Genomic DNA, 20,848 nt, shown 5'->3' on the forward strand with positions numbered 1-20,848 from the left:
GGTGTCTACCGTTCATCTCCCTTCAAGAGCATTAAGCGGGAAATGTCCGATCATGGGTTCTATTTCGTGAACCGCCACTCGCTGTCACTGAGGTAGATAGGCATCTGCACCTGCAGCGATGATATCTTCCTCGCTGAGACACCGGTGCCAGTGCGAATAAAGCACGAAGCATCCCTGGGGAAGCCCGACCTGTTTCCTCAGATGCCGATGGATTGCACTGAAGGCTTTGTGTTCACATCCACCCCAGAAGAAGACGCTCTCTCGGCATGCCGGCCATCGAATGGAGCCAATGGCATCCTGGAGCAGCGTCGTGGTGCCTGCACTCTTGCCGTTGCGATATAACCATTGGATCGACATGCCGCTTTGCGAAAAAAGCGGTAACTTGTCGGCTGAAGTGTCAACTTCGATGAAGGCATGGCCGATTGCCGTCGGCGGCAGATCCTCGAGAATTCTAGCGATACCGGGCAAGGCGGTCTCGTCGCCGGCGAGAACGTAGAAGTGCGCCTGCCTTGGGCCATTCGCTGCGGGCCCCAGAATGCCGACGATGTCGTCTGCCCGTGCATTCATCGCCCACGTGGTCGCGGGGCCGGGGTTGGCATGGAGCGCGAAATCGATTGTGATCGTCTGTCTTGCCGTGTCGATAAAGCGGATCGTATAGACGCGCGTCGGAACCGCAGTATTGTCCGGCCAGACGACATGCCCACGATGGTCAATTAGCGGCCAGCGTGGCGCGGCGATGTCGCGTGGCTGAAAAATAAGACGACAGTGGAGCTGATCCTTGCGATCGTAACGTTCGAGGTTCTCGCCCTCGAAAATGATCCTGCGAAAGCCGGGCGACAGGTCCTCAATGGTCTGCACCCGCAAAATACGCAGATCGTCGGGCAAGGCTGGATCCGCATGATGGCCTTCCCACTGAATATCGAGATTTTCACGGGCGGCGATAAAACCGATCGGCCCGACCAGAGCATGTTTTAGTCGGTTCAGTCCGCCCGGATCGGAGGCTTCTGCCGTCAACCGAAAACCGTTTGCCTTCGCCTCGAACGTGGCATCGCCGAATGGCGAATGGATATGATGAATGCCACCTGCCTTTCTAACGGTCATGTCGTGCGTTGCAATCGATTCAACAATAGGTTCGATATAGTCGTCAATCTTTTCAAACTGGACTGCGGCATGTGCGCGGTATCGGTTGTTGCTGGTCGATGGCATCGGGCGTGGCTCCTTGTCTCAGATCGTCGCCCACAGCGGTCCCTTTATGGGAAACGCTGCAAAGTCGCGATTGATGGTGTCGAGAATAGCGGTTGGATCGATATCGGCACATCGATCGGGATGCAGCCATCTGGCTGCCTGCGCGATAAACAGCACGTTGAGTGGCAAGTTGGTGATCAACCCGGTCCATATCCCGTAAACGCGCTTTGAACGAACGCTTGGCAGATGTTGAAAACCCGTTCGGCCCTCGATCAGGCGCTGCAATCCCCGTTTACCCTGTTCGGCGTCGATCCCGGGACCGATGGAAGGACGGCCGCCAGAAGCCCAGCCGCCGCCGGAGGCGATGTAGACCTCATGCGGTGTGGCAAGAAGATATTCGAGCGAAAGTTTCTCAAACCACGGCGCGCTCACGCCGGGAAGCGGCTGACCGCCGGCCAGCGCCAGCAATTCGCCCCAGTTCTTTCTGCCCGCCGCCCAGCAGCAGTCATCGACCGTTGACTGAACCTCCAGATAGGTCGTGACGGGCTTCACACCTGAAATGCGCGTGGCAATGCCCGCCAGTTCCCGCTCAACAAAGGCGGTGTAAGCCTCGGCTTTGTTTGAAGCACCCAGAAGTGTTCCCCACATGCGCGTGGATGCTTTCATCGCATCAACCGGGCCGCCTGCCCGCGCCTCATCGGCGGCGTTTGAGGAGGCGTCGCTGAACACCACCGGAATGCCGATCTCGTTCAGTTGCTGCAGCAGGGAATTCTCATCACCCTGCGGCGTCATGAAAGCCGTGGTCACGATGAGGTCGGGAGACAGGGCGATCAGCCCTTCAAGCGAAATTGTTTCCGGGCCCAGCATCCCCACGGTGCTGACGGAATGGCCGTTTAGCAGTTTAGTCTGCAACTCGCCGCTGTCGAGCCGATCAACGGCCGCCCAGCCCACGACCAGCGAAGCAGGATCGCGATGCAGGAGCGACATCATCAGCAGGTCATGCGCCTCCAGCAGAACGATCCTTTTTGGCAGGGCAGGGAGGTGCACTTCGCGCCCTGCCATATCAATCACGGTAATCGGCTCTTCGGCTCCCGCGGGCTGAATGCCGGAAAGGATGCCGGCTGCCGCAAAAGAGATGCAAAAGTTTCTTCTCGTCATAATCACGGCGACATCACCATTTGTATCTCAGGCCGGCGAGCACCGTGCGGCCGTTGCCGTACTGGCAATAATACTCGGAACTGCAGGAGGAGTAATAGTCCTTGTCGAGCAGGTTGGTGATGTTCAGTGTCGCCTGCAGCCCCTTGAGTTTCGGGTTCGTTGCTCCAAAATCATAGTGAAGTGCGGCGTCAAGCAGGGTATAGCCATCGGCTTTCACCGTATTGGTGTCGTTACTATAGCTGGAGCCGACAAAACGCATTCCGCCGCCGATGCTTAAGCCCTCCAGCGCACCGGAATCGACGGTGTAGTTCGCCCAAAGAGAACCGTAGTAGCGCGGGACAGCCTGCGGCCGGTTGCCTATGATCGAGGTCATGCCGGATTCGGAAACTTCAGTGTCAAGCAGAGAAACCGCAGCGATCAGCTCGAGATTGCTGGTGAGGTTCCCCCTCGCCTCGAACTCCAACCCGCGGGAGTGGATCTCACCCGGTTGTTCATTGAAGCCTGATGAGGCGTTGTAATAGACCACATTTTGTTGGCGAATATCGAAAGCGGAGAGCGTAAACATGGCGTCCAGCCCTGAAGGCTGGTATTTGACGCCTAGCTCATATTGCTGTGCTTCCGTCGGCTTGAACGGACTGCCATTAGCGCCAACGCTGGTGGAGGGTTCGAACGAAGTGGAATAGCTGACATACGGTGCTACGCCGTTATCGAAACGGTAAAGCAGGCCGGCGCGATAGCTTGTTGCGCTGTCGGATCGTTTAAACGATGTTCCGGCGAGGAGATTGTCAGTGTCCTGACTGGCCCAGTCGTGCCGCACTCCGATAACGCCGCGCAGCCCGCCGATCTCGATCTGATCCTGAAGATATATGCCTGTCTGGCGAAGCGACTGATCATTATCGACCGCCGTTATGAACGGGCCGATCGGTCGGCCGTAGACGGGATTGGCCACATCAAGTGGCGTCGCGCCACCCAGCAAATATTCCCAACTGCTGCTTGAGCGCTGAATGTCGAGGCCGGCAAGAAGCGTGTGACCGATGGCGCCGGATTCGAACTTGAATTCAGCCTGGTTGTCGAAGGAAAAGCCTTCGGCGTCCTCGATGGAATGGACAGCCCAGCGGGGAATAATACCCGTCGCGGACATTGGCCCGTTCATCTGGAGCGAACGCATATCGGTATCCACGTCGGAATATCGGAAGTTGGAGCGGACGGTCACCTGGTCATCGAACCTGTGCTCGAACTCGTAACCGGCACCATACTGGGTGCGCCTGAACGCGTCATAATTCGGATCCCCGACATTGAGGTCCCGACTGAGGAAACCGTCATAGCCTGCAGGCGCCAGAAACTTCGGATAAAGCGAGTTGAAATAGCCCCCTTCCGGATCGCGCTGATAATAGCCGGAAAGAACGAGCGAGGTATCTTCGTCCGGCTGCCACTTGAGGGATGGCGCAATGCCGAGACGCTTTTCATCCACATCGTCATAGCGTGTTCCAGAGGAACGGCCTACAATGCCGATACCATATTGCCATGTTCCATCCGTGGTGATCGGGCCGGTGGAATAAAGACCGCTCTGAACCCTTCCATCGGTCCCGACTTCAAGCCTTGCCTCGTTCGACGGCACGCTCGATGGCTTGCGGCTGACCTGATTGACGAGCCCGCCGGGGCTCACCTGGCCATAAAGAAGTGCTGCCGGCCCCTTCAGGACGTCGATGCGCTCAAGGAGAAACGGATCAATGGAGGGTGTTGCAAAGGCCTGACCGCGTTGAAGTTTCAAGCCATCCAGATAATTCACATAGTTGGTCGCCGTTCCAAATGCGCCGAAGCCCCGCAGAAATACGGAATCGTATCGCGAATTGGAGTCTCTGTCCGACAACACACCCGCTGTGTAGCGCAGCGCCTCACCGACCGTTTGCGGGTTCTGGTCGTCGATCTGCTTGCGCGTTATGACCGTAACGGATTGCGGCGTTTCGGCTACAGGTGTTGCGGTCTTGGTTGCCGACCGAGTAGTCTTGCCGGTGATAGTCGGGGATGTTTCGGCCGCGCTACTATTGCCCTTTATGACAATTGTATCCAATTGTGTGGCCTGCTCTTGAGCAAAGGAATGGGTCGCAGCCAGAAAGGTTGTGGCCGTCAGAATGGTTCTAATTGAATGACCTTGCTTCACGAATTCGCCCCCATGGTCGAAGCTTGGGAAATCTGCTAGAGTGAATAAATCAAACGGGACCGTCCTGTCCAGTTAATATGAAAACGTTGGTCAACTTTTATGTTGGCAAACCTGTTCGGCGTCTTCAAACAGGCCGGGCACGGGCAAGTGCGGAGGAAATCTGGTGTCGGAAAGAACAAATGGCGTAGCGCGGGTCGGTCGTCCCTTGAAGGCGGAACAGAACGCCGCAGCCGAACGCATAATCGCTGCTGCGACTACGCTCTTTGCCACGCGCGGCTATGCCGGCACCTCAATGGAGCAGGTCGCTTCGCAGTGCGGGGCAGGCAAGGATACTGTCTATCGCCGCTTTCCCTCAAAAGTTGCCCTGTTTGAAGCCGTGGTAGAACACGCACACGCCCGAGCGGTGGCGCGGTTGAGAGACTTACCGATGCCACAGGGCAACGCTCTTGAGCGTCTGCGTGCCCTGATGCTCGAAATGCTGCATATCAACATGGAGCCGGACCTCATTGCATTGAAGCGCATCAGCTTCAGTGAAGCTGTCGTGTTCGAAAAGAATAGGCCGATCCCGCCGCAGCCCGATCCGATCATGAGCCGGCTCGTCGATGCCGTACAGACAGCGCAGGATGCGGGCATGGTTGCGACCGGGGATGTGAGCCTGATCGCCAACCATCTCATCCACTGTCTTGTCGCAATGCCAACCTCATCCGCGATGATGGGCAGCGCCGAATTTGATACGAGGCAGTCGGTCGATCTGCATTTCAACAGGACCTGGAACTGGCTCTACAGAGGAATATCGGCCGACAGCTAACGGCAGGGGAGACCATTTTTGTGAAGGATTCTGTAGTTTGAAATCAAGCGCGCTGTCGCAACCGAAGCTTGCAACCAGTGGTGCCTATGCCACTTTGTGATGTCACGAACCAGCTGCGAATGACTTGGAGGTTCCGAGCTGCCTCGTCTAGAATTGTCGATAAATGAACGCTGTCCCAGTTTGTACATTGGAACGGGTCATTTGGTCCCAGCCCCAAATCAGTCGTGCGGTGAGGCCAAGATCTTGGTTAGCATATGAATCTCTTACTGAGGGAATTTCGTATTAACGGGTCGAAGGTTCATATCCCTTCAAGGCGCGAAACGAAGAGGTCGGCTCGGACGGAGACTGTCATCACTATCCGAGCCGAATTTCTCATTCGATTTTACGCAGCTTCCCAAACTTGGTTGAGGATTTTGGCAGCCAGGGCCGCCTTGTCTTGCGGCAAGAAGCGACCGTAGTGCTGCTGCACGACATCTGGCGTATCTTGAATGGCATAGCTTGCCTGATCGTAGGATCCGGTCTGTTTCAGAATATGCGTCGCAAGAATGTCCCGCAGGTTATGCGGTCCATGCGGCAGCAGGCCCTTGATCGCACCCCGCCCGGTATAGGGATTATAGATGCCGTAACGTTGGATGACAGTCCGCCAAGCCTCGTAAAATGTGGTCGAATTGTAAGCAGCATTAATGCTGGTCGTTTTCACCGTCTTGACGAATAGCGTTTGGGGATCTTTCGCACCGCCGAGCAGAACTCCACGATGCCTGTCGATATACGCGTCGAGGTATTTGTAGAGATCAAGAAGGTCGGGCAAAATCAACCGGAATGGCTTTTGTCCGAAGAAGGAGAAGCCCGAGTTTTTGAAGGCGACCGATGGGATGAGAACCTCCCACCCATTGTCGCGGTCGCTCCAGCGCAACTCTCCGCATTTCATGTCTTCTAGTCGGCGTTCTGAGGTCGGATAATGTCCGCGTGGGCAGACGCGCAATTGGCGAAGGTTCTTTTGCCGCAGCCCAAGGTGCAGGCCAAGCCGAAGCAGCAGGAATGATCTGACGGCTTCGGCCGCCGGCCGGGGATATCTGTTCTCATCCGGCATGCGTTCAAGAATCTCATCGGTTATCTTGCGATATTCCGCCAATGGACTCTCTGCCTCCAGGACGCACATGATCGGCTCGAATGGATCGCGATGGACGCGCATGGCACGCTGAATTTCCTTCGACCGGTTGGCCGCGTGCCGATGAAATGCGTCGCACGCACCATGCCAGTTACGGGCCGCGAATTCAATTTCTTCCCGCTCAATCAAGCCTGTAATCGCTCTGACGTTTTGAAGTAGCTCCGGGTGCTGCCGTATCCAGCCGACGTCCGCGCGAGTAAGAGCCTGGGCGACCATCAGCATGTCTTCTTCCCATTTTGTATAGAAACCGCGCCGCTGTTCCCGCCACTGCAGATACCAGTCCCAAACACCGGGGAAGACGAGAAGGCCAAAGCTCAACTGGCTAAGCGGTACGCCGAAACCTCTTACTGCGCCATTCGGTGAGGAAGCTAGTGCGCCGAACATCAACCCGAGGTGCTCGATCTTCTGAAAGGCCGTTTCCTCCCCCCAGACGCCATTCCGTTGAAAGCCAATGGCAGTCAGGGTCGAGGTTTTGATCACGCTGTCGGCTCCGATAGGGCCTGAGCTGCTGCCGCGCCTTCATCACGCCTGTGGCGATCGGATGCGTATGTTCAGGCGCGATGGTACAGAAATGCACCCATCGCTCCCTGCCATTGAGACCAGCATCCCGGCAGGCGCTGAGGAAGCCTTCGATCCGTCGCCGCACGGACCCGGTTCTACTTGGGCGGCGAGACGATCAGCGCGTCGACGCGTTTTGCCACCAAGGTTCGGTTCGACGCCTTGGCAGATTCGGCCCAAGACACCGCTTTCTCGCGCGTAATGTGTCGGACATAGGCGGAAGCCGTATGAAGCTGTGCCTGCGCGGATTTTCCGATGGAGCTATGTGCGAACTATAGATCACCACGTCGGTCCCCCAGAAGCAGGTCTGCAAGGTAAACCCATAAAGTACGCGCTAACGACGAGATCCCGGCCGCCAACTACTGCATGGCAGCCCATACTGCTTAGGAGATCGTCATAGGCGGATAGGCGCGCGACATCTGCCCGCCTTAGGGTAACGGTATGCTGCTTCAAGTCTTTCGGTCACTTCTCTCCCTCAGATCGAAGCCCAATTCCTTAAACGTGTCGAAAATAACTGGCCCTTGTTTCGAGGGGATATGGCGGGCGCCTTGCCTGATGGCTGCGCGCCACCCATCGCCACGCCCAACTGCTTCCTCGATCGCAGCCCTTAACCCATCACCACGGCCGGTCTCAAGAAGCGCTTCAAACAGGATCATTGCCTGACGCAAATCCTTGTCGCGCTTGAGCGTGCTCATCGTTTCTGTCGGCCGGCGACCTGCGACAATGATCTTGTGAACTGCAAAGCGAGCGGGATCGGGCACGATAACCGACACACCGCTTCTGTGGAGCAGCACTGTCCTCACGGGCTCATAGATAAGGAAATCCAGAAACCTCAGGGGATCGGCGGAGGCGCCACCCAATGCCGGCATGTCCGCCGGCTTATCCAGATATTCGTCGGACCCGCGGTTGCCCGTTAGGAACTCAACCTTGTACCCGGTGTTGTTCCGGAAAGAGGTCGAGCGGGGAAAGCCGGAACGATGAGGCAGCGCCCGGAATGTCGGATCGATAGACTGCAGAATGTCTATGATGGGGGGAAGGCTGTCCCGCACCTCTGCGGAGATCGCAAAGTCTTGAGCGATATCCGCATCACCTGTAAGAACGGAAGCCGACGGTAGCCGGATCCCCAGATGAGCCGAATACGTCTGGAAGGCGACCGTGCCGACAAGGCAGGCCCGCAATCTGAAAAGTCCTGCGTCGGCCAATGCTTCAACGACGTTACCCGTGAATGTTTCGGGTGCGATCAGGCCTGCTTCGCGGACTAAGGTGGACACCAATTTCCGGCGCGCCTTAACGTCATCCTTGATGAACTGGAAGTTCTCCACGCGTCGGTTAATTTCGGGGTCCTCGGCGGGGCCGACATATCGTCGATTCTTTCCTCCATCATCCCCAGGCGTGTCGAAGTACCAGTACTTGCGGTCCTTGACCGTGACCGGTACAAACCGTCCTTGGACCGGAAACTCAGCTGTGAAAGTGGCGTCGAGCAATCGCTGCCCGAGTTCGGCAACCATGGTGCGGAAGATCAAATCTATTTGTTTCATCGTCTGGCCCGTTATACCATTTTTGTTAAAATGGTATAATTGCCCATCGAAAGCAAGGGGATTGTCAGGAGGAGCCCTGACTCCTCCCATCCGCAAGGTTTTTCTATACGCAGGTAGGCGTGGATAATCGGGTATGAGGCGGTGCTGAACTTGGCTCAGCAAGCAGCATGTCGAGCCCCCGTCTCACGGGCCTGAGTTCCAAAGAGTGCGGTTTCGGCATTGAAGCTGGAAGAGGAGCGAAGCGAAGCCCGCCTTCTGTAGGGCTTTGTGTGTTACCTCGCCTCAGCTAGGCGTTGCGTCTGGTAAATTGGGTAGTTTGTTGCTTTTCCGCTTGCATAGATTCGCAACAATGACGACGATGTTGCTGTCCATAACAACTGCCGTTGTTGCTTACCCTTAGCCAAGATTGTGATGTCACCTAAGCTGCAAATATGACACTTCATTTCCCTGAACTTGCCGAGATCCGATCCCTTGAAGAGGCGCTCCACCGTCCAGAGGTAAGAGGATCGCGAGATGCTCTGGAGGGATTGCTCGCAGTCGGCTTTGTCGAATTCGCAGCCTCAGGCACGGCATACAATCGAGACACGATTATCGATTTGCTACTCCAAGAAGATGGCGGCGGCAATGATGGTCTCACGACCGCCAACTATGCCCTGACAACGATTTCCGATGACGCAGTGCTGTTGACTTACGATAGTGAGCGTACTCAGCCCGATGGGACAAAGCGGCACGTTCTGCGAAGCTCGATCTGGAAGCGCAATGAACATCGGTGGCAGATGCTTTTCCATCAAGGCACGATTAAACGGAGGTAATTTCCGGGTTAAAATCGAGATATTGGTCGCGCAGCAACCTCGCTGGCACTGCCTCGATTATTTCGTTGGTGACGTCGTTGTCACCGAGTTTCATAATTCAGACTATGCAGTATGTTATAACGTTACATAGCGCGGCTATGCTACGGTTAGTCGACCCCTCACTCCGCCCTAAGACCGCGGTCCGTTCCTTCACGCTCCTGCATCCCCAAACCTTTACTTTTCGGACTGCGTCCAATATATCTTCTCTACAAGGAGAATGATTATGGGTACTGCTCATCGAGAATACACGCCGGCAGAAGCGGCCGCAGTCAGTGGGATTGCCGTAAAGACGGTGCATAACGCCATCGACAAGCGCATCATCTCGACAGCGCAGTCGAGAACCGGCGGGCGCGCGCTTACCGATGACGATCTCCTGCATCTGAAGCTGTGGTACGGCGTTGGCTCGATCCTTTCAGCCGAGCGCAGAAAGCGTCTCTTCGACGCGATCGCGAACAATCCCGCCGCTGAGACGGTGCGGGCCGACGACTACCTTATCGTCGATGTGGCCCGCGCACGCGAGCAGCTTGCTGCTCGAGCGGACGCGCTGAGGGAGGCGGAGGCGGTCATTCACAGCGTCAAGGGTGTCGCCGGTGGAGAAGCGGTCTTCAAAGGCACCCGCGTCTCTGCCCGTGCGATCGCCAGCATGAGGGCGCAGGGCGCCACCGTGGAGGAATTGCTCGAAGGCTACCCCTCTCTGACCGCGCGCATGATCGAGTTCGCGGAAATCTGGACCGCTGCGCATCCTGCGCGTGGCCGTCCTAAAACGCTTTCCCAACAGGGCCTGCGCGTGAAATCGTCGAAAAGGGTTCCGCTGAAATCGGGTTCAGAGCCTTCACCGGCAGGCTCGCGTTCGTGAAATTCCTCATTGATGAATGCCTTCACACCTCGCTCGTGGCGGTGGCTCAGAATCGCGGCCACGAGTGTTCTCACGTCAGCTGGCTAGGATTGAGCGGAGAAACCGACTGGGATCTCATGCCGCGCATTGTCGATGGCAACTTCACCTTCGTCACGAACAATGCCCGCGACTTCCGGAAGCTCTATGCCAGGGAAGAGCTGCATGCCGGTCTCGTCATCATCGTTACGCAGGTTCTTCCGGCACGCCAGCGCGAGATGTTCGAGGCCGTGCTTGACGAGCTTGTGAATCTGGATGAACTCCTCAACTAAGTCATCGAGATTTCAGTCGACGAGGAGGCGCTGGAAATCACGCGTTATGTGCTTCCGGAGATCGAATAGCCACGGCGTTTCCTCTACGCGCGCCGGCGCTGGGTGTGCCGGTCGCCGTGTTGATCACTGCCTCACCCCCTTAATGGGTCAATCCCGTTATTGCGGTTTGGCTACCGGTTTGCAGATGAGCGGCCGAAGCTCCTGCACGATCACACCCGCCTTCGGCGACAACATCGTGCCAATCCAGTTGTCGGAAAACCAGTTCGCCGACATCCCGAAGAACCGCAACGGGCCAACCGCCCGGTTCCGGGGCCATCCGTTCGACCGGGCATGCTGGCGGCACGGCATCGAGCATCGGCTGACCAAACCCAAGCATCCCTGGACAAATGGCCAGGTCGAGCGGATGAACCGGACGATCAAGGAGGCAACCGTCAAACGTTATCACTACGACAGCCACGACCAGCTCCGCAGACATATCGGTGATTTCGTCTCGGCATACAATTTCGCCCGCCGGCTCAAGACCCTTAGAGGCCTCACGCCGTATGAATACATCTGCAGCATCTGGACAAAAGAGCCCAAAAAATTCAGGATCGATCCAATCCATCAAATGCCGGGACTAAACACCTAGACCTCTGGACGAACCCTACGCCTTGGAGTTTGTCGGGATGACAACCATCCCAGTCACAATCGATGAGCTCGCGAGGACAAGAGACCGGCTTATCGCGGATAAACGACCCCAGGCGAATGTTTGCCAGCAGCTTTTCGACCTCTCGATCGGTGAGGCGTGCCCCGTCGATACGGGTCGAGGAACCGACGCTTTCGATCGTGGCGACACGCCGGAGGCCGGAGGCCGGACAGCCGCTCAGGCGCAATCCGGCCGATCGCACGCCAAGCATCCTTGAAATTGTCGACTTCGGCGATCAGCGACAGGATTTCAGGCGTGATCCGGACGGTCGCCGTATTTAGAAATTCCATTTGCGCATCCATTCCCATCCAATTTCTGAGGCGCTGTCATGGCACTATTTATCCATCCATTTCCATCCAATTTTCACGCGAGAGTTCGTCAGACCTGTCAGTCGTGACCTGAATTACTGGCCATTCCTCAATTGAGCGGATCCAGACTTTGCAGCGAGACGAAAAACGATGTACGAGGACGACAGCTGTAAGCAACTCGAGACGCCCCTCCTATGTCATTGGCAAGGCACTGGCGACCGAGGACGAGGATTTCTAAGTCTCTGACGTCTCTAGCAGTTAGGATGAGTTCGACGCGGAACAACCGCGGGGCCGTAGGTTTGACTCCGCTCAAGACCTGCCGCACGGCAACCAATAGTTTGACAAACTTTGCCATTGGCGGATATCGTTACGCATCAAGGAGACTCAAATGGCGACGATGAACGTATCCCTTCCCGACCCCATGAAAGATTGGGTTGAAGCCCAAACTAAGACCGGTCGGTATTCGAATGCGAGCGATTACGTCAGAGACTTGATCCGCAGAGATCAGGCCCGTACCGACAAGATCGCCGAGATGCAGCGGTTTGTCGATGACGGAATTAGAAGCGGTGTTGGGAGCCGTTCAGCGGACGATCTGTTTACTGCAGCCACTACACGAGCCGAGATCAGCCGCGGACGCGCTTGATGCCATTCATCCTATCGGTCCAAGCGGAAGAGGATGTAATTTCAATTGCGGAAGAAGGCATTCGTATCTTCGGAGCATTGGTTGCTAAACGATATCATGATGAGCTCTTCGATTTGCTCGAGCTAATTGCCAGCAATCCACGAATGGCGCGTGAGCGCCATGAAATTTCTCCGCCTGTTAGGATCCATCCCTTCAAGGCACACCTTGTAGTTTATCGCATCAAAGAGGACGGAAGCGTCTTTGTGATCCGTATCAGGCATAGCCACGAGGATTGGGCAACAGATTCGCTCTAGTCAATTGTTTTGTCGAGTTCATGACTTGCTGGTCATAAGTTAGAACCTCATCAAGAGCATTGGATTAAAGCTCAGCATTGTGATCAGCGTAAACACAAATTGTCTTGCTCATCATTCTTGACCATCCTCTCGGCACGTTTCAGCTAAATCAGTTCGGGTAATTAATTAGCGAGAGGCGGTGCCTGCTTACCTCTCGCCTGCCTCGTGCCACCGAGTTCGGACGTCAATTTTCAATCAGCCGCCAAATGAATTTCAAATGGTCAAACATTGACTTTCAATTAGTCAATACGGCGCCATTTCATGGCGGGGACCTCCTCCCTGGCCTTCCGACCTCATCGGAAAGCTGAAAACGCCCTTTGCGGGCACCTGACGCGGAAAAACTTCCCGGCGGCCCTGCTCTCCTTAATCGACGGCGACAAGGTCGGCATGAAGCCGGCCAGCAAACGCGACATCGCTTTCGTCTTCCAGATGTTTGCGCTCTACCCGCATATGAACGTGCGCAAGAACATCTCCTATCCCCTGATCAGTCAAGGCATGACGCGTGAGGAGGTGAGCAAGCGTATGGCCGAGGTCGCTCGTATCCGTCGGATCGAGCACATTATCGACAAGCCTGTCGGCGGCTTGTCCGGTGGCGACCGGCAGCGTGTGGCGCTTGGCCGTGCGATCGTGCGCCAGCCGAAGGCCTTCTTCATGGACGAACCGCTGGGTGAGCTCGACGTCGAGTTCCGTGAGCACATGGCCGAGGAACTGCGCGCACTGCACGATCGCATGGGCGCCACCACCGTCTATGTCACGCACGACCAGCTCGGGGCCATGCAGATGGGCGACAAGATCGTCGTGATGCATCATGGCGTCGTGGAGCAGTTCGGCAAGCCTCAACAGATCTACGACTGGCCGGCGACGAAATTCGTCGTGCAGTTCATTGGCTCGTCATCGATGAATTTTCTCGACTTTGAGGGCATGATCGGCATTGGCGGCGATGGCGTGGATCTCGCCGGCGTGCGGCTGGCGGTGCCGTCCGTGCGGGAAGGGCGCGCCGGCCGCCTGACGCTGGGCGTCCGCCCGGAGCATGTGAAGTTCCGTGACGATGCCGCCTACCGCGGGCGCGTCACAGCTGTCGAATATCTTGGCACGACGCAGATTTTGACACTTTCGACTGGGCATGGCGACCTGAAGGCGCGCATCTCCTCCGGCTATAAGGTGCGGGAAGAAGAGCTGGTCGGGCTCGATTTTGATGCGCGCACGCTGACGCTTTTCGATGCGGATAACGGTAAGGCGCTAGTCTCCGAGGCCAATGAGGGAGTGCTGGGCAATGGCTGAGGTCATTCTCGAAAACGTGACGAAGCAGTTCGGCGGCACGGTGGCGCTAGACAATTTCTCGCTGCGGGTGCCGGATGGCTCCTTCGTCGTGCTGCTCGGCCCGATGGGCGCGGGCAAGACGACGACGCTGCGCATGGTCTCCGGCCTCGATGCGCCCGATAGTGCTGAGATCTACATCGGCGGTCGGACTATGTCGGGCATTTCGCCGGCAGAGCGCAATGTCGCGATGGTCTTCCAGCAACATTCGCTTTATCCCCATCCGACGGTTCGCCAGAATCTCGAGTTTCCCTTAAAGTCGCCGCTCCTGAAGACGCCGCAGGCGGCGATCGACAGGAAGGTGAAGGAGGTTGCCGAGGTCTTGCAGATCGCTCACAAGCTGGACAACAAGGCGACTGCGCTTTCCGGGGGCGAGATGCAGCGCGTCTCCATCGGCCGTGCACTGGTGCGCAATCCGCTTGTCTTCTTGATGGACGAACCGCTGAGTTCGCTCGACGCCAAACTGCGGGCGGACCTGCGCATCGAACTGAAGCGCATCCAGGCAAAATCAGGCGCGACGCTCATTTATGTCACCCACGACCAGATCGAGGCGATGACCATGGCGACCCATGTTGGCGTGCTGCACAAGGGGCGGCCGGTGCAATTCGGCTCGCAGCGCGAGATCTATGAGCAGCCCGTCAGCGTCTATGCCGCCACGCGCCTCGGCCAGCCCCGCATCAATGTGCTACCGGCCGAACTCTTTGCCCGTGCTCCGGCGGACGCAAGGGACATCGGTCTTCGGCCTGAACATATCGTGCAGGGTGAAGGGGAGGAGGCGCTGGTCAAGCGGGTCGAGCATCTCGGCGACCAGACCCGTCTGCACCTTTCCTTCAAGAGGCACGATCTCATCACCGTTACAGACGCCCACACGCCGCTCCGGGGCGGCGAGACCATCCGAATCCGACCATCGCAGCCGCTCAATTTCGACGCGGCAGGCATGCGTCTAGCTTAAGGAGATTTCCATGGCACAATTCATCAACAAGCGCGAAGACGTCGTTACAGAGGCGATCGATGGCGTGCTGGCCCTTTCGGGCGGTGCACTTACCCGCCTCGACGGCTATCCACATATCCGCGTCGTCAAGCGGAGTGACTGGGACAAGTCGAAGGTCGCGATCGTCTCGGGCGGCGGCTCCGGCCACGAGCCAGCCCATGTCGGCTTTGTCGGCAAGGGCATGCTGACGGCGGCCGTCTGCGGCGATGTCTTTGTCTCGCCCAGCGTCGACGCCGTGCTGGCCGGTATTCTCGCCGTGACGGGATCGGCCGGGTGCCTGCTTATCGTCAAGAACTATACCGGTGACAGGCTCAATTTCGGCCTCGCCGCCGAGAGGGCGCGTGCCTACGGCCTGAACGTCTCGATGGTCATCGTCGGCGACGACATCGCGCTTCCCGACCTGCCACAGGCCCGCGGTGTCGCCGGCACGCTTTTCGTGCATAAGATCGCCGGCGCGCTCGCCGAGCAGGGCGCCGATCTCGACACGGTCACGGCTGCCGCAAAGCGCGTCATTGCCGGCACGCGTTCCATCGGCATGTCGCTGGACACTTGCCGCGTGCCCGGCTCGCTGAAGGAGGCTCGTATTCCGGACGGCAAGGCCGAACTCGGTCTCGGCATTCATGGTGAGGCAGGCGTCGAGCAGATCGATTTTGCCGGCGCACGCGCCTCGGTCGCGACCATGGTCGAGCGGTTGGCCGCCGTCATGGGCGACGGGCCGCATGTCGCGTTGATCAACAATCTCGGCGGTACGTCGGTCTTGGAAATGTCCGTGCTTGCGCATGACCTTTTCGGCTCCTCCGTCGGCTCAAGGATACACCATGTCATCGGCCCCGCGCCGTTGATGACCTCGCTCGACATGCAGGGGTTCTCCATCTCGATCTTTCCGGCCGACGCCGCCGAGCTGAGGCTGCTGAAAGCCGCCGTACCGATCCCCGCCTGGCCGGGTGTTTCGGACGTCCGGCCGATTGTCGTCGCCGCCCTGCCGGACGGCCTGACGCCCATCATGCCGATGCCCTCCAGCCATGCGGCGACGCGCGCCTTTCTCGTCGATTGCTGCGACGTGCTGGTTGCCGCAGAGCAGGACCTCAATGCGCTCGACGCCAAGTCCGGTGACGGGGATACCGGCTCGACGCTTGCGGGCGCGGCTCGCGCGCTGATCAACGCCATCGATCGCTTGCCGCTGTCGGACCATACGCGGCTCCTGCGCGCCATCGGCCAGGAACTCAGCCAGACGATGGGCGGCTCCTCCGGGGTGCTGCTCGCTATCTTCTTCGCCGCCGCTGGCGACGGCGCGTCGAGCGGCCTGCCGATGCGCGAGGCGCTGCGCGCCGGTCTTGCCCGTATGCAGGAAATTGGCGGCGCCCAGATCGGCGACCGCACGATGGTCGATGCGCTGGCCCCCGCGCTCGATGCGCTCGGTCAGGGGATCGCTGCCGCGGCAGCCGCCGCGCGGGAAGGCGCGAACGTCACCGCGAGCCTCACCCGCGCAAAGGTCGGCCGCGCCGCCTATATCAATGCCAAGCAGCTCGAAGGCCATGTCGACCCCGGCGCGGAGGCGGTGGCGCGGCTTTTCGAGCATCTGGCGACCTGATTGCGCATCCGGTCGAAAGGTTTACTCGTGCCGCGTTACAGACGATCGAATGCGTTCAAGGATTGACCAAGCTGGCAAATTGCTTGGCAGTACCCGCGCGGATCTCATGTTGGAGGCGTCTGAACGCTGAGCTGAGGAAGTGCTGCTCGATCGTACGATTTAACGGAGAGTTCCGAAGACTATGCCGAGTAAGGCCGAGGTTTTGGTCGCGCGCTGGTCCTCGATATGGTGGGCCTGCGCTTGCTCAATGGCGCGGAAATACGTGCATCCGTGGCGTGCTTGCGCTAGCAATTTCAGATAATGCACGGGCCTTATATGAGGCTGCTGGCTTCCAGTCTCCCATGCAGGCCCGATGACTTTGATGATTCGACTGGGAGACCTCGATAGCGCGCTTGAGGCCTAGTATGGAACCAGTTATTCCGAACAGGATATTTCAGAATCCCCTAAAATGACGGATGGCTTTGAAACATCTGAGACACATGGACGTAGCGTAGGTTCGGCTCGTTTCAGGAGCGAGGCTATGACCGCTTCACGCCCCGAAAGCGGTCATTAGCGTGGGTGATGCCATACTACAACGCATCAGGTTGTGACCTGAGTGTCGCTCCAGTCGAGGGATCGGCCATCTGCCGAGCGGACCGAAAGTCGCTCGACTGGGTCGCCTCTTTCTCGATCTACGAGTAAGGAGTGAGTTTCGCCGAGACCGAACAGGAACTCTTCACCCCACTGGCGGAGCGCGACAATAACCGGGAACAGGCCTTGCCCTTTCGCGGTCAGGACATACTCGCGGTAGGCAGTCCCATCCGACGCCGGTGCTGTTTCGAAAATCCCTCGTGTCACGAGGTCGCGCAATCGAGTTGCCAATACGCCCCTGCTAATGCCTAAGCCTTGCTGGAACTCGCCAAAGCGGCGTTTGCCATCAAAAGCATCGCGGATGATTAGAAGCGACCACCAGTCGCCGATGGCATCCAGAGAACGCGCCACCGGGCAACCGGAATCCCAAAGGCTTACACGTTTAACCATCTATCTCTATCCCCACCTCACAATCTGGTTCTATCTTAGAACTGGAAATGCTTTGCGCCAAGTGCTGTCAGAATGGAGATGAGAAGAGCGCGAGGGGTTGCAGGATGGACGAGAAAACGACGAGTGGTCACACAGGAACGCAGACGCATGGATTGTCGAGAGCGCAGACGCTGGTGCTTGCAGCCGCCGCAGGTGTGAGCGTGGCAAATATCTATTACGCCCAGCCCTTGCTCGACCTGATCGCGGACGACCTTGAAATTTCACCGGCCGTTATCGGTCTCATCGTGATGCTGACGCAGGTCGGGTACGGACTGGGTCTGATCTTCATCGTGCCGATTGGCGATCTCTACGACCGACGCAAGCTCATAATCGTTCAAGGATTGCTGTTGACGACGGCTCTCGTGATGGTCGCGACAGCGTGTGGGAAGACGGTGCTCCTGGCTGGCATGGCCTCGGTTGGGCTGCTGGCGGTGCTCGTTCAGGTGCTGGTTGCTCAGGGGGCGGCCGTGGCCACGCCGGCTCAGCGCGGTAAGGTGGTCGGTACGGTTACCAGCGGTATCGTGGTGGGCATCCTATTAGCCCGAACCTTCGCAGGGACGGTTGCCGATCTCGGCGGCTGGCGGGCGGTGTATCTAACGTCAGCGCTTGTGACGCTCGCCATGGCCGTCATTCTGATGTCGGTGTTGCCGCGTCAATCCTTGGAACGGAATTCAGAAACATATCTCAATTCTGTCCTGTATATCCCAGGCATGTTTTGCGGGAGCCGGCCTTGCTGTTTAGAGGCGTTCTGGCTCTTCTAATCTTCGCATCCTTCAGCACCTTCTGGACAGCGCTTGTTCTGCCGCTATATATGCCGCCGTTTTCCTATTCCCATACCCAGATAGGCCTGTTCGGGCTGGTCGGACTGGCGGGAGCAATTGGTGCAACATTTGCAGGACGACTGGCAGATCGGGGATACAGTACGTGGACAACCGGAACGTCTCTGGCCGTCCTGCTCGCGTCCTGGGGCTTGATCGCTTTACTCCCATTCTCCATGCTTTCGCTATTGATCGGGGTGTTCCTGCTGGACTTGGCGGTCCAGGCTGTCCATGTCAGCAATCTGAGCGTCGTGGTGGCACTGAACCCCCAAAAAAGCGGCAGCCTGATTGGTGGATACATGGTCTTTTATTCGGTCGGCAGCGCTATCGGGGCGATAGCCACTACGGCAACCTACGCGCGGTGGGGTTGGGCGGGGGTTTCTGTCCTGGGAGCAGCATTCAGTGGGATTGCGGTTGCCGTGTGGATCGCAGGTCTTTTGTCTGCCCGTCTCAGTCGGCCAGTCATTATTGTCGAATGTTCTCGCGAATGACAGCTTCGGGGCGAGAGGCGTCTTCCGCTTACCGCCAACTGCGGACGTTGCCGCCTACCCTCCCAAGGTAAGCGCGCCGAGATGCCGGCGGACCCATCTCGCCTCTTCCGAAGCGGTGCGGCTGAAGTGCCGTTTAAAGTCGCGACTGAACTGAGCGGGGCTGACATAGCCAACCGAGAGAGCGACTTCCCCAATCGCCATGTCCTGCCGCGCAATCATCAATCTGGCCTCGTGAAGCCGCATGGCCTTGACGTATTGCATCGGGCTGCTGCCGATCAAAGCTTTGAAATGGGCGTGATAGGACGGAACGCTCATCCCCGCCTCGCTTGCTAGCATTGCGACGGAGACGTCTGAACGGAAAGTCTCGCGCAGCCGGACAAGGCTTCGCACGATTTTGCCCGATGCACCTCTCTGCCGCAGCGCCGATATCATCGCCGCACCCTGAGGGCCGACGAGAACCCGATAGTGTAGTTCGCGTAAGATGCCCTTGCCCAGCACCGCAGTCTCGACTGAATTGTTCAGGGCTTTCAAGAGGCGCAGCAACGAATCCAGGATGTCGGGTTCCATCTTGCTGGATACAAGACTTTTCGCCGGTGCCGCGGACATGCCGGAGGACCGCTTTTCGATTTCCGAGGCAATCTCGGCGGCTAGCTGCATGTCGAATTCCACATAAATCGCCAGCAGCGGCCGATCCGCGCTGGCGACAGACTCCATGCGGAACGGAACGGGCACCGAGACCGCGAGATAGTGCTCTTCGTCATAGAGATACACGTCGCCTTCCAGCACGGCCTGCTTTCGTCCCTGCAACACGAAGACGGCTCCGGGCTTGTAGAGCGCAGGGACGTCATGAAGCATCGTCTCCGTTCTTAGAATGCGTAGGCCTGGAAGCTCGGTCGGATTGTAACCCTCATCTGGGGCGAGCAGTCCGGCCAACTCCAGTAGCCGCTCACGCACAGCCTGCCGACTGTCCAGGTTCATAGGATTTGGCAATGAAGTCATAGGAAGTGTTCTCATCAAATCCAAGTCAGAAGAGTATCAGTCAAGGACGACAATCAAGCAAGAAGTGGAGGTAGTTATGTCTAGGAAGATCTTTTTCATTACGGGTGCCAATTCGGGCTTCGGTCTTGCCATCGCCACGGCAGCCAGCGAACAGGGCCACATGGTCGTCGGCACCATCCGCTCCGAAGCATCGCGGGCAAGTCTTGCAAAAAGCTTGCCTGCCGTCTGTCCCGTTCTATGTGATGTCACCGAGTTTGACCGCATACCCGACGTCGTCGAACAGGCTGAGGCAGATCATGGGCCGGTGGACGTCCTAATCAACAACGCCGGCTACGGCCATGAGGGTATTCTCGAAGAGTCGTCGCTCGAAGAGATGCGGCGCCAGTTCGAAGTAAACGTATTCGGTGCGGTTGCTGTGGCGAAGGCCTTCCTGCCGCGTTTCCGCGAAAGGCGTCGAGGTTTCATCGTGAACGTCACCTCAATGGGCGGCATGATCACCATGCCCGGCATTGGTTACTACTGCGGCAGTAAGTTTGCCCTCCAGGGCATTTCCGAGGTCATGCGCGCCGAAATGGCACCATTCGGGGTTCGCGTTGCCACGCTCTGCCCAGGCTCTTTTCGAACTGACTGGGCCGGACGTTCGATGATCCGGACGCAAAGATCTATTGCGGATTACGACGCGTTGTTTAATCCGATCAGAGAGGGACGTCAGGCAAAGAGCGGTAAGCAGCTCGGCGATCCTGCGAAACTTGCAGAGGCAGTCCTAGGTCTGATCGCGTCCGACAATCCACCTCCGCAACTCTTGCTCGGTAGCGACGCGCTCAACCTCGTCATGAACAGGATTGAGCGCCTGCAGCAGGAGATCGAAACCTGGAAAGCCGTCACTGTCTCCACTGACGGCTAACAGAAGCCGACGACTGCAGCGGACCGCGCCACCATCTGTGCGGCGCAGGGGAACGATGTAAAGGGTAAGGTTGTCATCGCCGTATCGGATAACTCGGTCATCTAGCATATCGGCGACAG

Annotated in this window: 15 protein-coding genes and 5 pseudogenes; 12 read left to right on the forward strand and 8 right to left on the reverse strand. The window is 57.8% G+C overall.

Annotated elements, in window-relative coordinates:
• Positions 1–84 precede the first annotated feature (84 nt).
• From K6301_RS22825 to K6301_RS22835, 3 genes are read right to left on the reverse strand one after another with little or no spacing between them, the layout of a single operon-like run.
• Positions 85–1,206, reverse strand: a complete 1,122-nt coding sequence (locus tag K6301_RS22825; RefSeq protein WP_247221128.1) for a siderophore-interacting protein — start codon at positions 1,204–1,206, stop codon at positions 85–87.
• A gap of 18 nt (positions 1,207–1,224) precedes the next feature.
• Complete coding sequence (locus K6301_RS22830; RefSeq protein WP_247222494.1) at positions 1,225–2,343, reverse strand: ABC transporter substrate-binding protein; 1,119 nt, start codon at positions 2,341–2,343, stop codon at positions 1,225–1,227.
• 13 nt (positions 2,344–2,356) lie between these two features.
• Positions 2,357–4,504 (reverse strand): TonB-dependent siderophore receptor, encoded by a 2,148-nt coding sequence (locus tag K6301_RS22835; RefSeq protein ID WP_247221129.1) that lies wholly within the window; start codon positions 4,502–4,504, stop codon positions 2,357–2,359.
• Positions 4,505–4,667: 163 nt separating this feature from the next.
• On the opposite strand from K6301_RS22835, the gene K6301_RS22840 reads away from it, so the two are divergent.
• Positions 4,668–5,312, forward strand: a complete 645-nt coding sequence (locus K6301_RS22840) for a TetR/AcrR family transcriptional regulator (RefSeq protein WP_247221130.1) — start codon at positions 4,668–4,670, stop codon at positions 5,310–5,312.
• Between the two features lie 382 nt (positions 5,313–5,694).
• On the opposite strand, the pseudogene K6301_RS22845 reads toward K6301_RS22840, so the two are convergent.
• Together K6301_RS22845 and K6301_RS22850 are read right to left on the reverse strand one after the other, a co-directional pair.
• Positions 5,695–6,954: pseudogene (locus K6301_RS22845) on the reverse strand (hypothetical protein); the annotation flags it as partial.
• A gap of 533 nt (positions 6,955–7,487) precedes the next feature.
• Entirely contained in the window at positions 7,488–8,576 is a 1,089-nt protein-coding gene (locus K6301_RS22850) for a nucleotidyltransferase family protein (protein ID WP_247221131.1), read from the reverse strand.
• Between the two features lie 431 nt (positions 8,577–9,007).
• Here K6301_RS22850 and K6301_RS22855 point away from each other — a divergent pair, with 431 nt between their 5' ends.
• From K6301_RS22855 to K6301_RS22870, 4 genes and pseudogenes are all read left to right on the forward strand, one after another.
• Entirely contained in the window at positions 9,008–9,388 is a 381-nt protein-coding gene (locus K6301_RS22855; RefSeq protein WP_247221132.1) for a nuclear transport factor 2 family protein, read from the forward strand.
• 262 nt (positions 9,389–9,650) lie between these two features.
• On the forward strand, positions 9,651–10,283 hold the full coding sequence (locus tag K6301_RS22860; RefSeq protein ID WP_247221133.1) for a DUF433 domain-containing protein: 633 nt from the start codon (positions 9,651–9,653) through the stop codon (positions 10,281–10,283).
• Positions 10,280–10,660 (forward strand): annotated as a pseudogene (locus K6301_RS22865) (DUF5615 family PIN-like protein). Before K6301_RS22860 ends, K6301_RS22865 begins: the two are co-directional and overlap by 4 nt.
• Positions 10,661–10,904: 244 nt before the next feature.
• Positions 10,905–11,219 (forward strand): annotated as a pseudogene (locus K6301_RS22870) (integrase core domain-containing protein); the annotation flags it as partial.
• Between the two features lie 100 nt (positions 11,220–11,319).
• On the opposite strand, the pseudogene K6301_RS22875 reads toward K6301_RS22870, so the two are convergent.
• Positions 11,320–11,584, reverse strand: a pseudogene (locus tag K6301_RS22875) (Fic family protein); the annotation flags it as partial.
• A 388-nt stretch (positions 11,585–11,972) separates the two neighbouring features.
• On the opposite strand from K6301_RS22875, the gene K6301_RS22880 reads away from it, so the two are divergent.
• From K6301_RS22880 to K6301_RS22900, 5 genes are all read left to right on the forward strand, one after another.
• Entirely contained in the window at positions 11,973–12,227 is a 255-nt protein-coding gene (locus tag K6301_RS22880; protein WP_247221134.1) for a type II toxin-antitoxin system ParD family antitoxin, read from the forward strand.
• Positions 12,227–12,520, forward strand: coding sequence for a type II toxin-antitoxin system RelE/ParE family toxin (locus K6301_RS22885; protein WP_247221135.1), 294 nt, complete (start codon positions 12,227–12,229; stop codon positions 12,518–12,520). Before K6301_RS22880 ends, K6301_RS22885 begins: the two co-directional genes overlap by 1 nt.
• A 300-nt stretch (positions 12,521–12,820) precedes the next feature.
• The gene (locus K6301_RS22890; RefSeq protein WP_247221136.1) at positions 12,821–13,840 is read left to right on the forward strand and encodes an ABC transporter ATP-binding protein; all 1,020 of its coding nucleotides are present in this window, start codon (positions 12,821–12,823) and stop codon (positions 13,838–13,840) included.
• Positions 13,833–14,828 (forward strand): ABC transporter ATP-binding protein, encoded by a 996-nt coding sequence (locus tag K6301_RS22895; RefSeq protein ID WP_247221137.1) that lies wholly within the window; start codon positions 13,833–13,835, stop codon positions 14,826–14,828. The genes K6301_RS22890 and K6301_RS22895 overlap by 8 nt, the downstream gene beginning before the upstream one ends.
• Positions 14,829–14,838: 10 nt before the next feature.
• On the forward strand, positions 14,839–16,458 hold the full coding sequence (locus K6301_RS22900) for a dihydroxyacetone kinase subunit DhaK (protein ID WP_247221138.1): 1,620 nt from the start codon (positions 14,839–14,841) through the stop codon (positions 16,456–16,458).
• 579 nt (positions 16,459–17,037) lie between these two features.
• On the opposite strand, the gene K6301_RS22905 is transcribed toward K6301_RS22900, so the two are convergent.
• Positions 17,038–17,478, reverse strand: a complete 441-nt coding sequence (locus K6301_RS22905) for a winged helix-turn-helix transcriptional regulator (RefSeq protein WP_247221139.1) — start codon at positions 17,476–17,478, stop codon at positions 17,038–17,040.
• Between the two features lie 104 nt (positions 17,479–17,582).
• Here K6301_RS22905 and K6301_RS25130 point away from each other — a divergent pair.
• Positions 17,583–18,826 (forward strand): annotated as a pseudogene (locus K6301_RS25130) (MFS transporter).
• Positions 18,827–18,880: 54 nt separating this feature from the next.
• On the opposite strand, the gene K6301_RS22915 reads toward K6301_RS25130, so the two are convergent.
• Positions 18,881–19,825 carry an AraC family transcriptional regulator gene (locus K6301_RS22915; protein ID WP_247221140.1) on the reverse strand — a complete coding sequence of 315 codons (945 nt, stop codon included), beginning with the start codon at positions 19,823–19,825 and terminating at the stop codon, positions 18,881–18,883.
• A gap of 76 nt (positions 19,826–19,901) precedes the next feature.
• Here K6301_RS22915 and K6301_RS22920 point away from each other — a divergent pair, with 76 nt between their 5' ends.
• Entirely contained in the window at positions 19,902–20,729 is an 828-nt protein-coding gene (locus tag K6301_RS22920; protein ID WP_247221141.1) for an oxidoreductase, read from the forward strand.
• Positions 20,730–20,848 lie beyond the last annotated feature (119 nt).

It is taken from the genome of Shinella oryzae, from assembly GCF_023038235.1.
Taxonomy (GTDB): domain Bacteria; phylum Pseudomonadota; class Alphaproteobacteria; order Rhizobiales; family Rhizobiaceae; genus Shinella; species Shinella sumterensis.

Coding starts and splice junctions, on each gene's coding strand:
- K6301_RS22825 (WP_247221128.1), bottom strand. CDS start 1,206: ATGCCATCGACCAGCAACAACCGATACCGCGCACATGCCGCAGTCCAG.
- K6301_RS22830 (WP_247222494.1), bottom strand. CDS start 2,343: ATGACGAGAAGAAACTTTTGCATCTCTTTTGCGGCAGCCGGCATCCTT.
- K6301_RS22850 (WP_247221131.1), bottom strand. CDS start 8,576: ATGAAACAAATAGATTTGATCTTCCGCACCATGGTTGCCGAACTCGGG.
- K6301_RS22855 (WP_247221132.1), top strand. CDS start 9,008: ATGACACTTCATTTCCCTGAACTTGCCGAGATCCGATCCCTTGAAGAG.
- K6301_RS22860 (WP_247221133.1), top strand. CDS start 9,651: ATGGGTACTGCTCATCGAGAATACACGCCGGCAGAAGCGGCCGCAGTC.
- K6301_RS22880 (WP_247221134.1), top strand. CDS start 11,973: ATGGCGACGATGAACGTATCCCTTCCCGACCCCATGAAAGATTGGGTT.
- K6301_RS22885 (WP_247221135.1), top strand. CDS start 12,227: ATGCCATTCATCCTATCGGTCCAAGCGGAAGAGGATGTAATTTCAATT.
- K6301_RS22890 (WP_247221136.1), top strand. CDS start 12,821: ATGGCGGGGACCTCCTCCCTGGCCTTCCGACCTCATCGGAAAGCTGAA.
- K6301_RS22895 (WP_247221137.1), top strand. CDS start 13,833: ATGGCTGAGGTCATTCTCGAAAACGTGACGAAGCAGTTCGGCGGCACG.
- K6301_RS22900 (WP_247221138.1), top strand. CDS start 14,839: ATGGCACAATTCATCAACAAGCGCGAAGACGTCGTTACAGAGGCGATC.
- K6301_RS22905 (WP_247221139.1), bottom strand. CDS start 17,478: ATGGTTAAACGTGTAAGCCTTTGGGATTCCGGTTGCCCGGTGGCGCGT.
- K6301_RS22915 (WP_247221140.1), bottom strand. CDS start 19,825: ATGACTTCATTGCCAAATCCTATGAACCTGGACAGTCGGCAGGCTGTG.
- K6301_RS22920 (WP_247221141.1), top strand. CDS start 19,902: ATGTCTAGGAAGATCTTTTTCATTACGGGTGCCAATTCGGGCTTCGGT.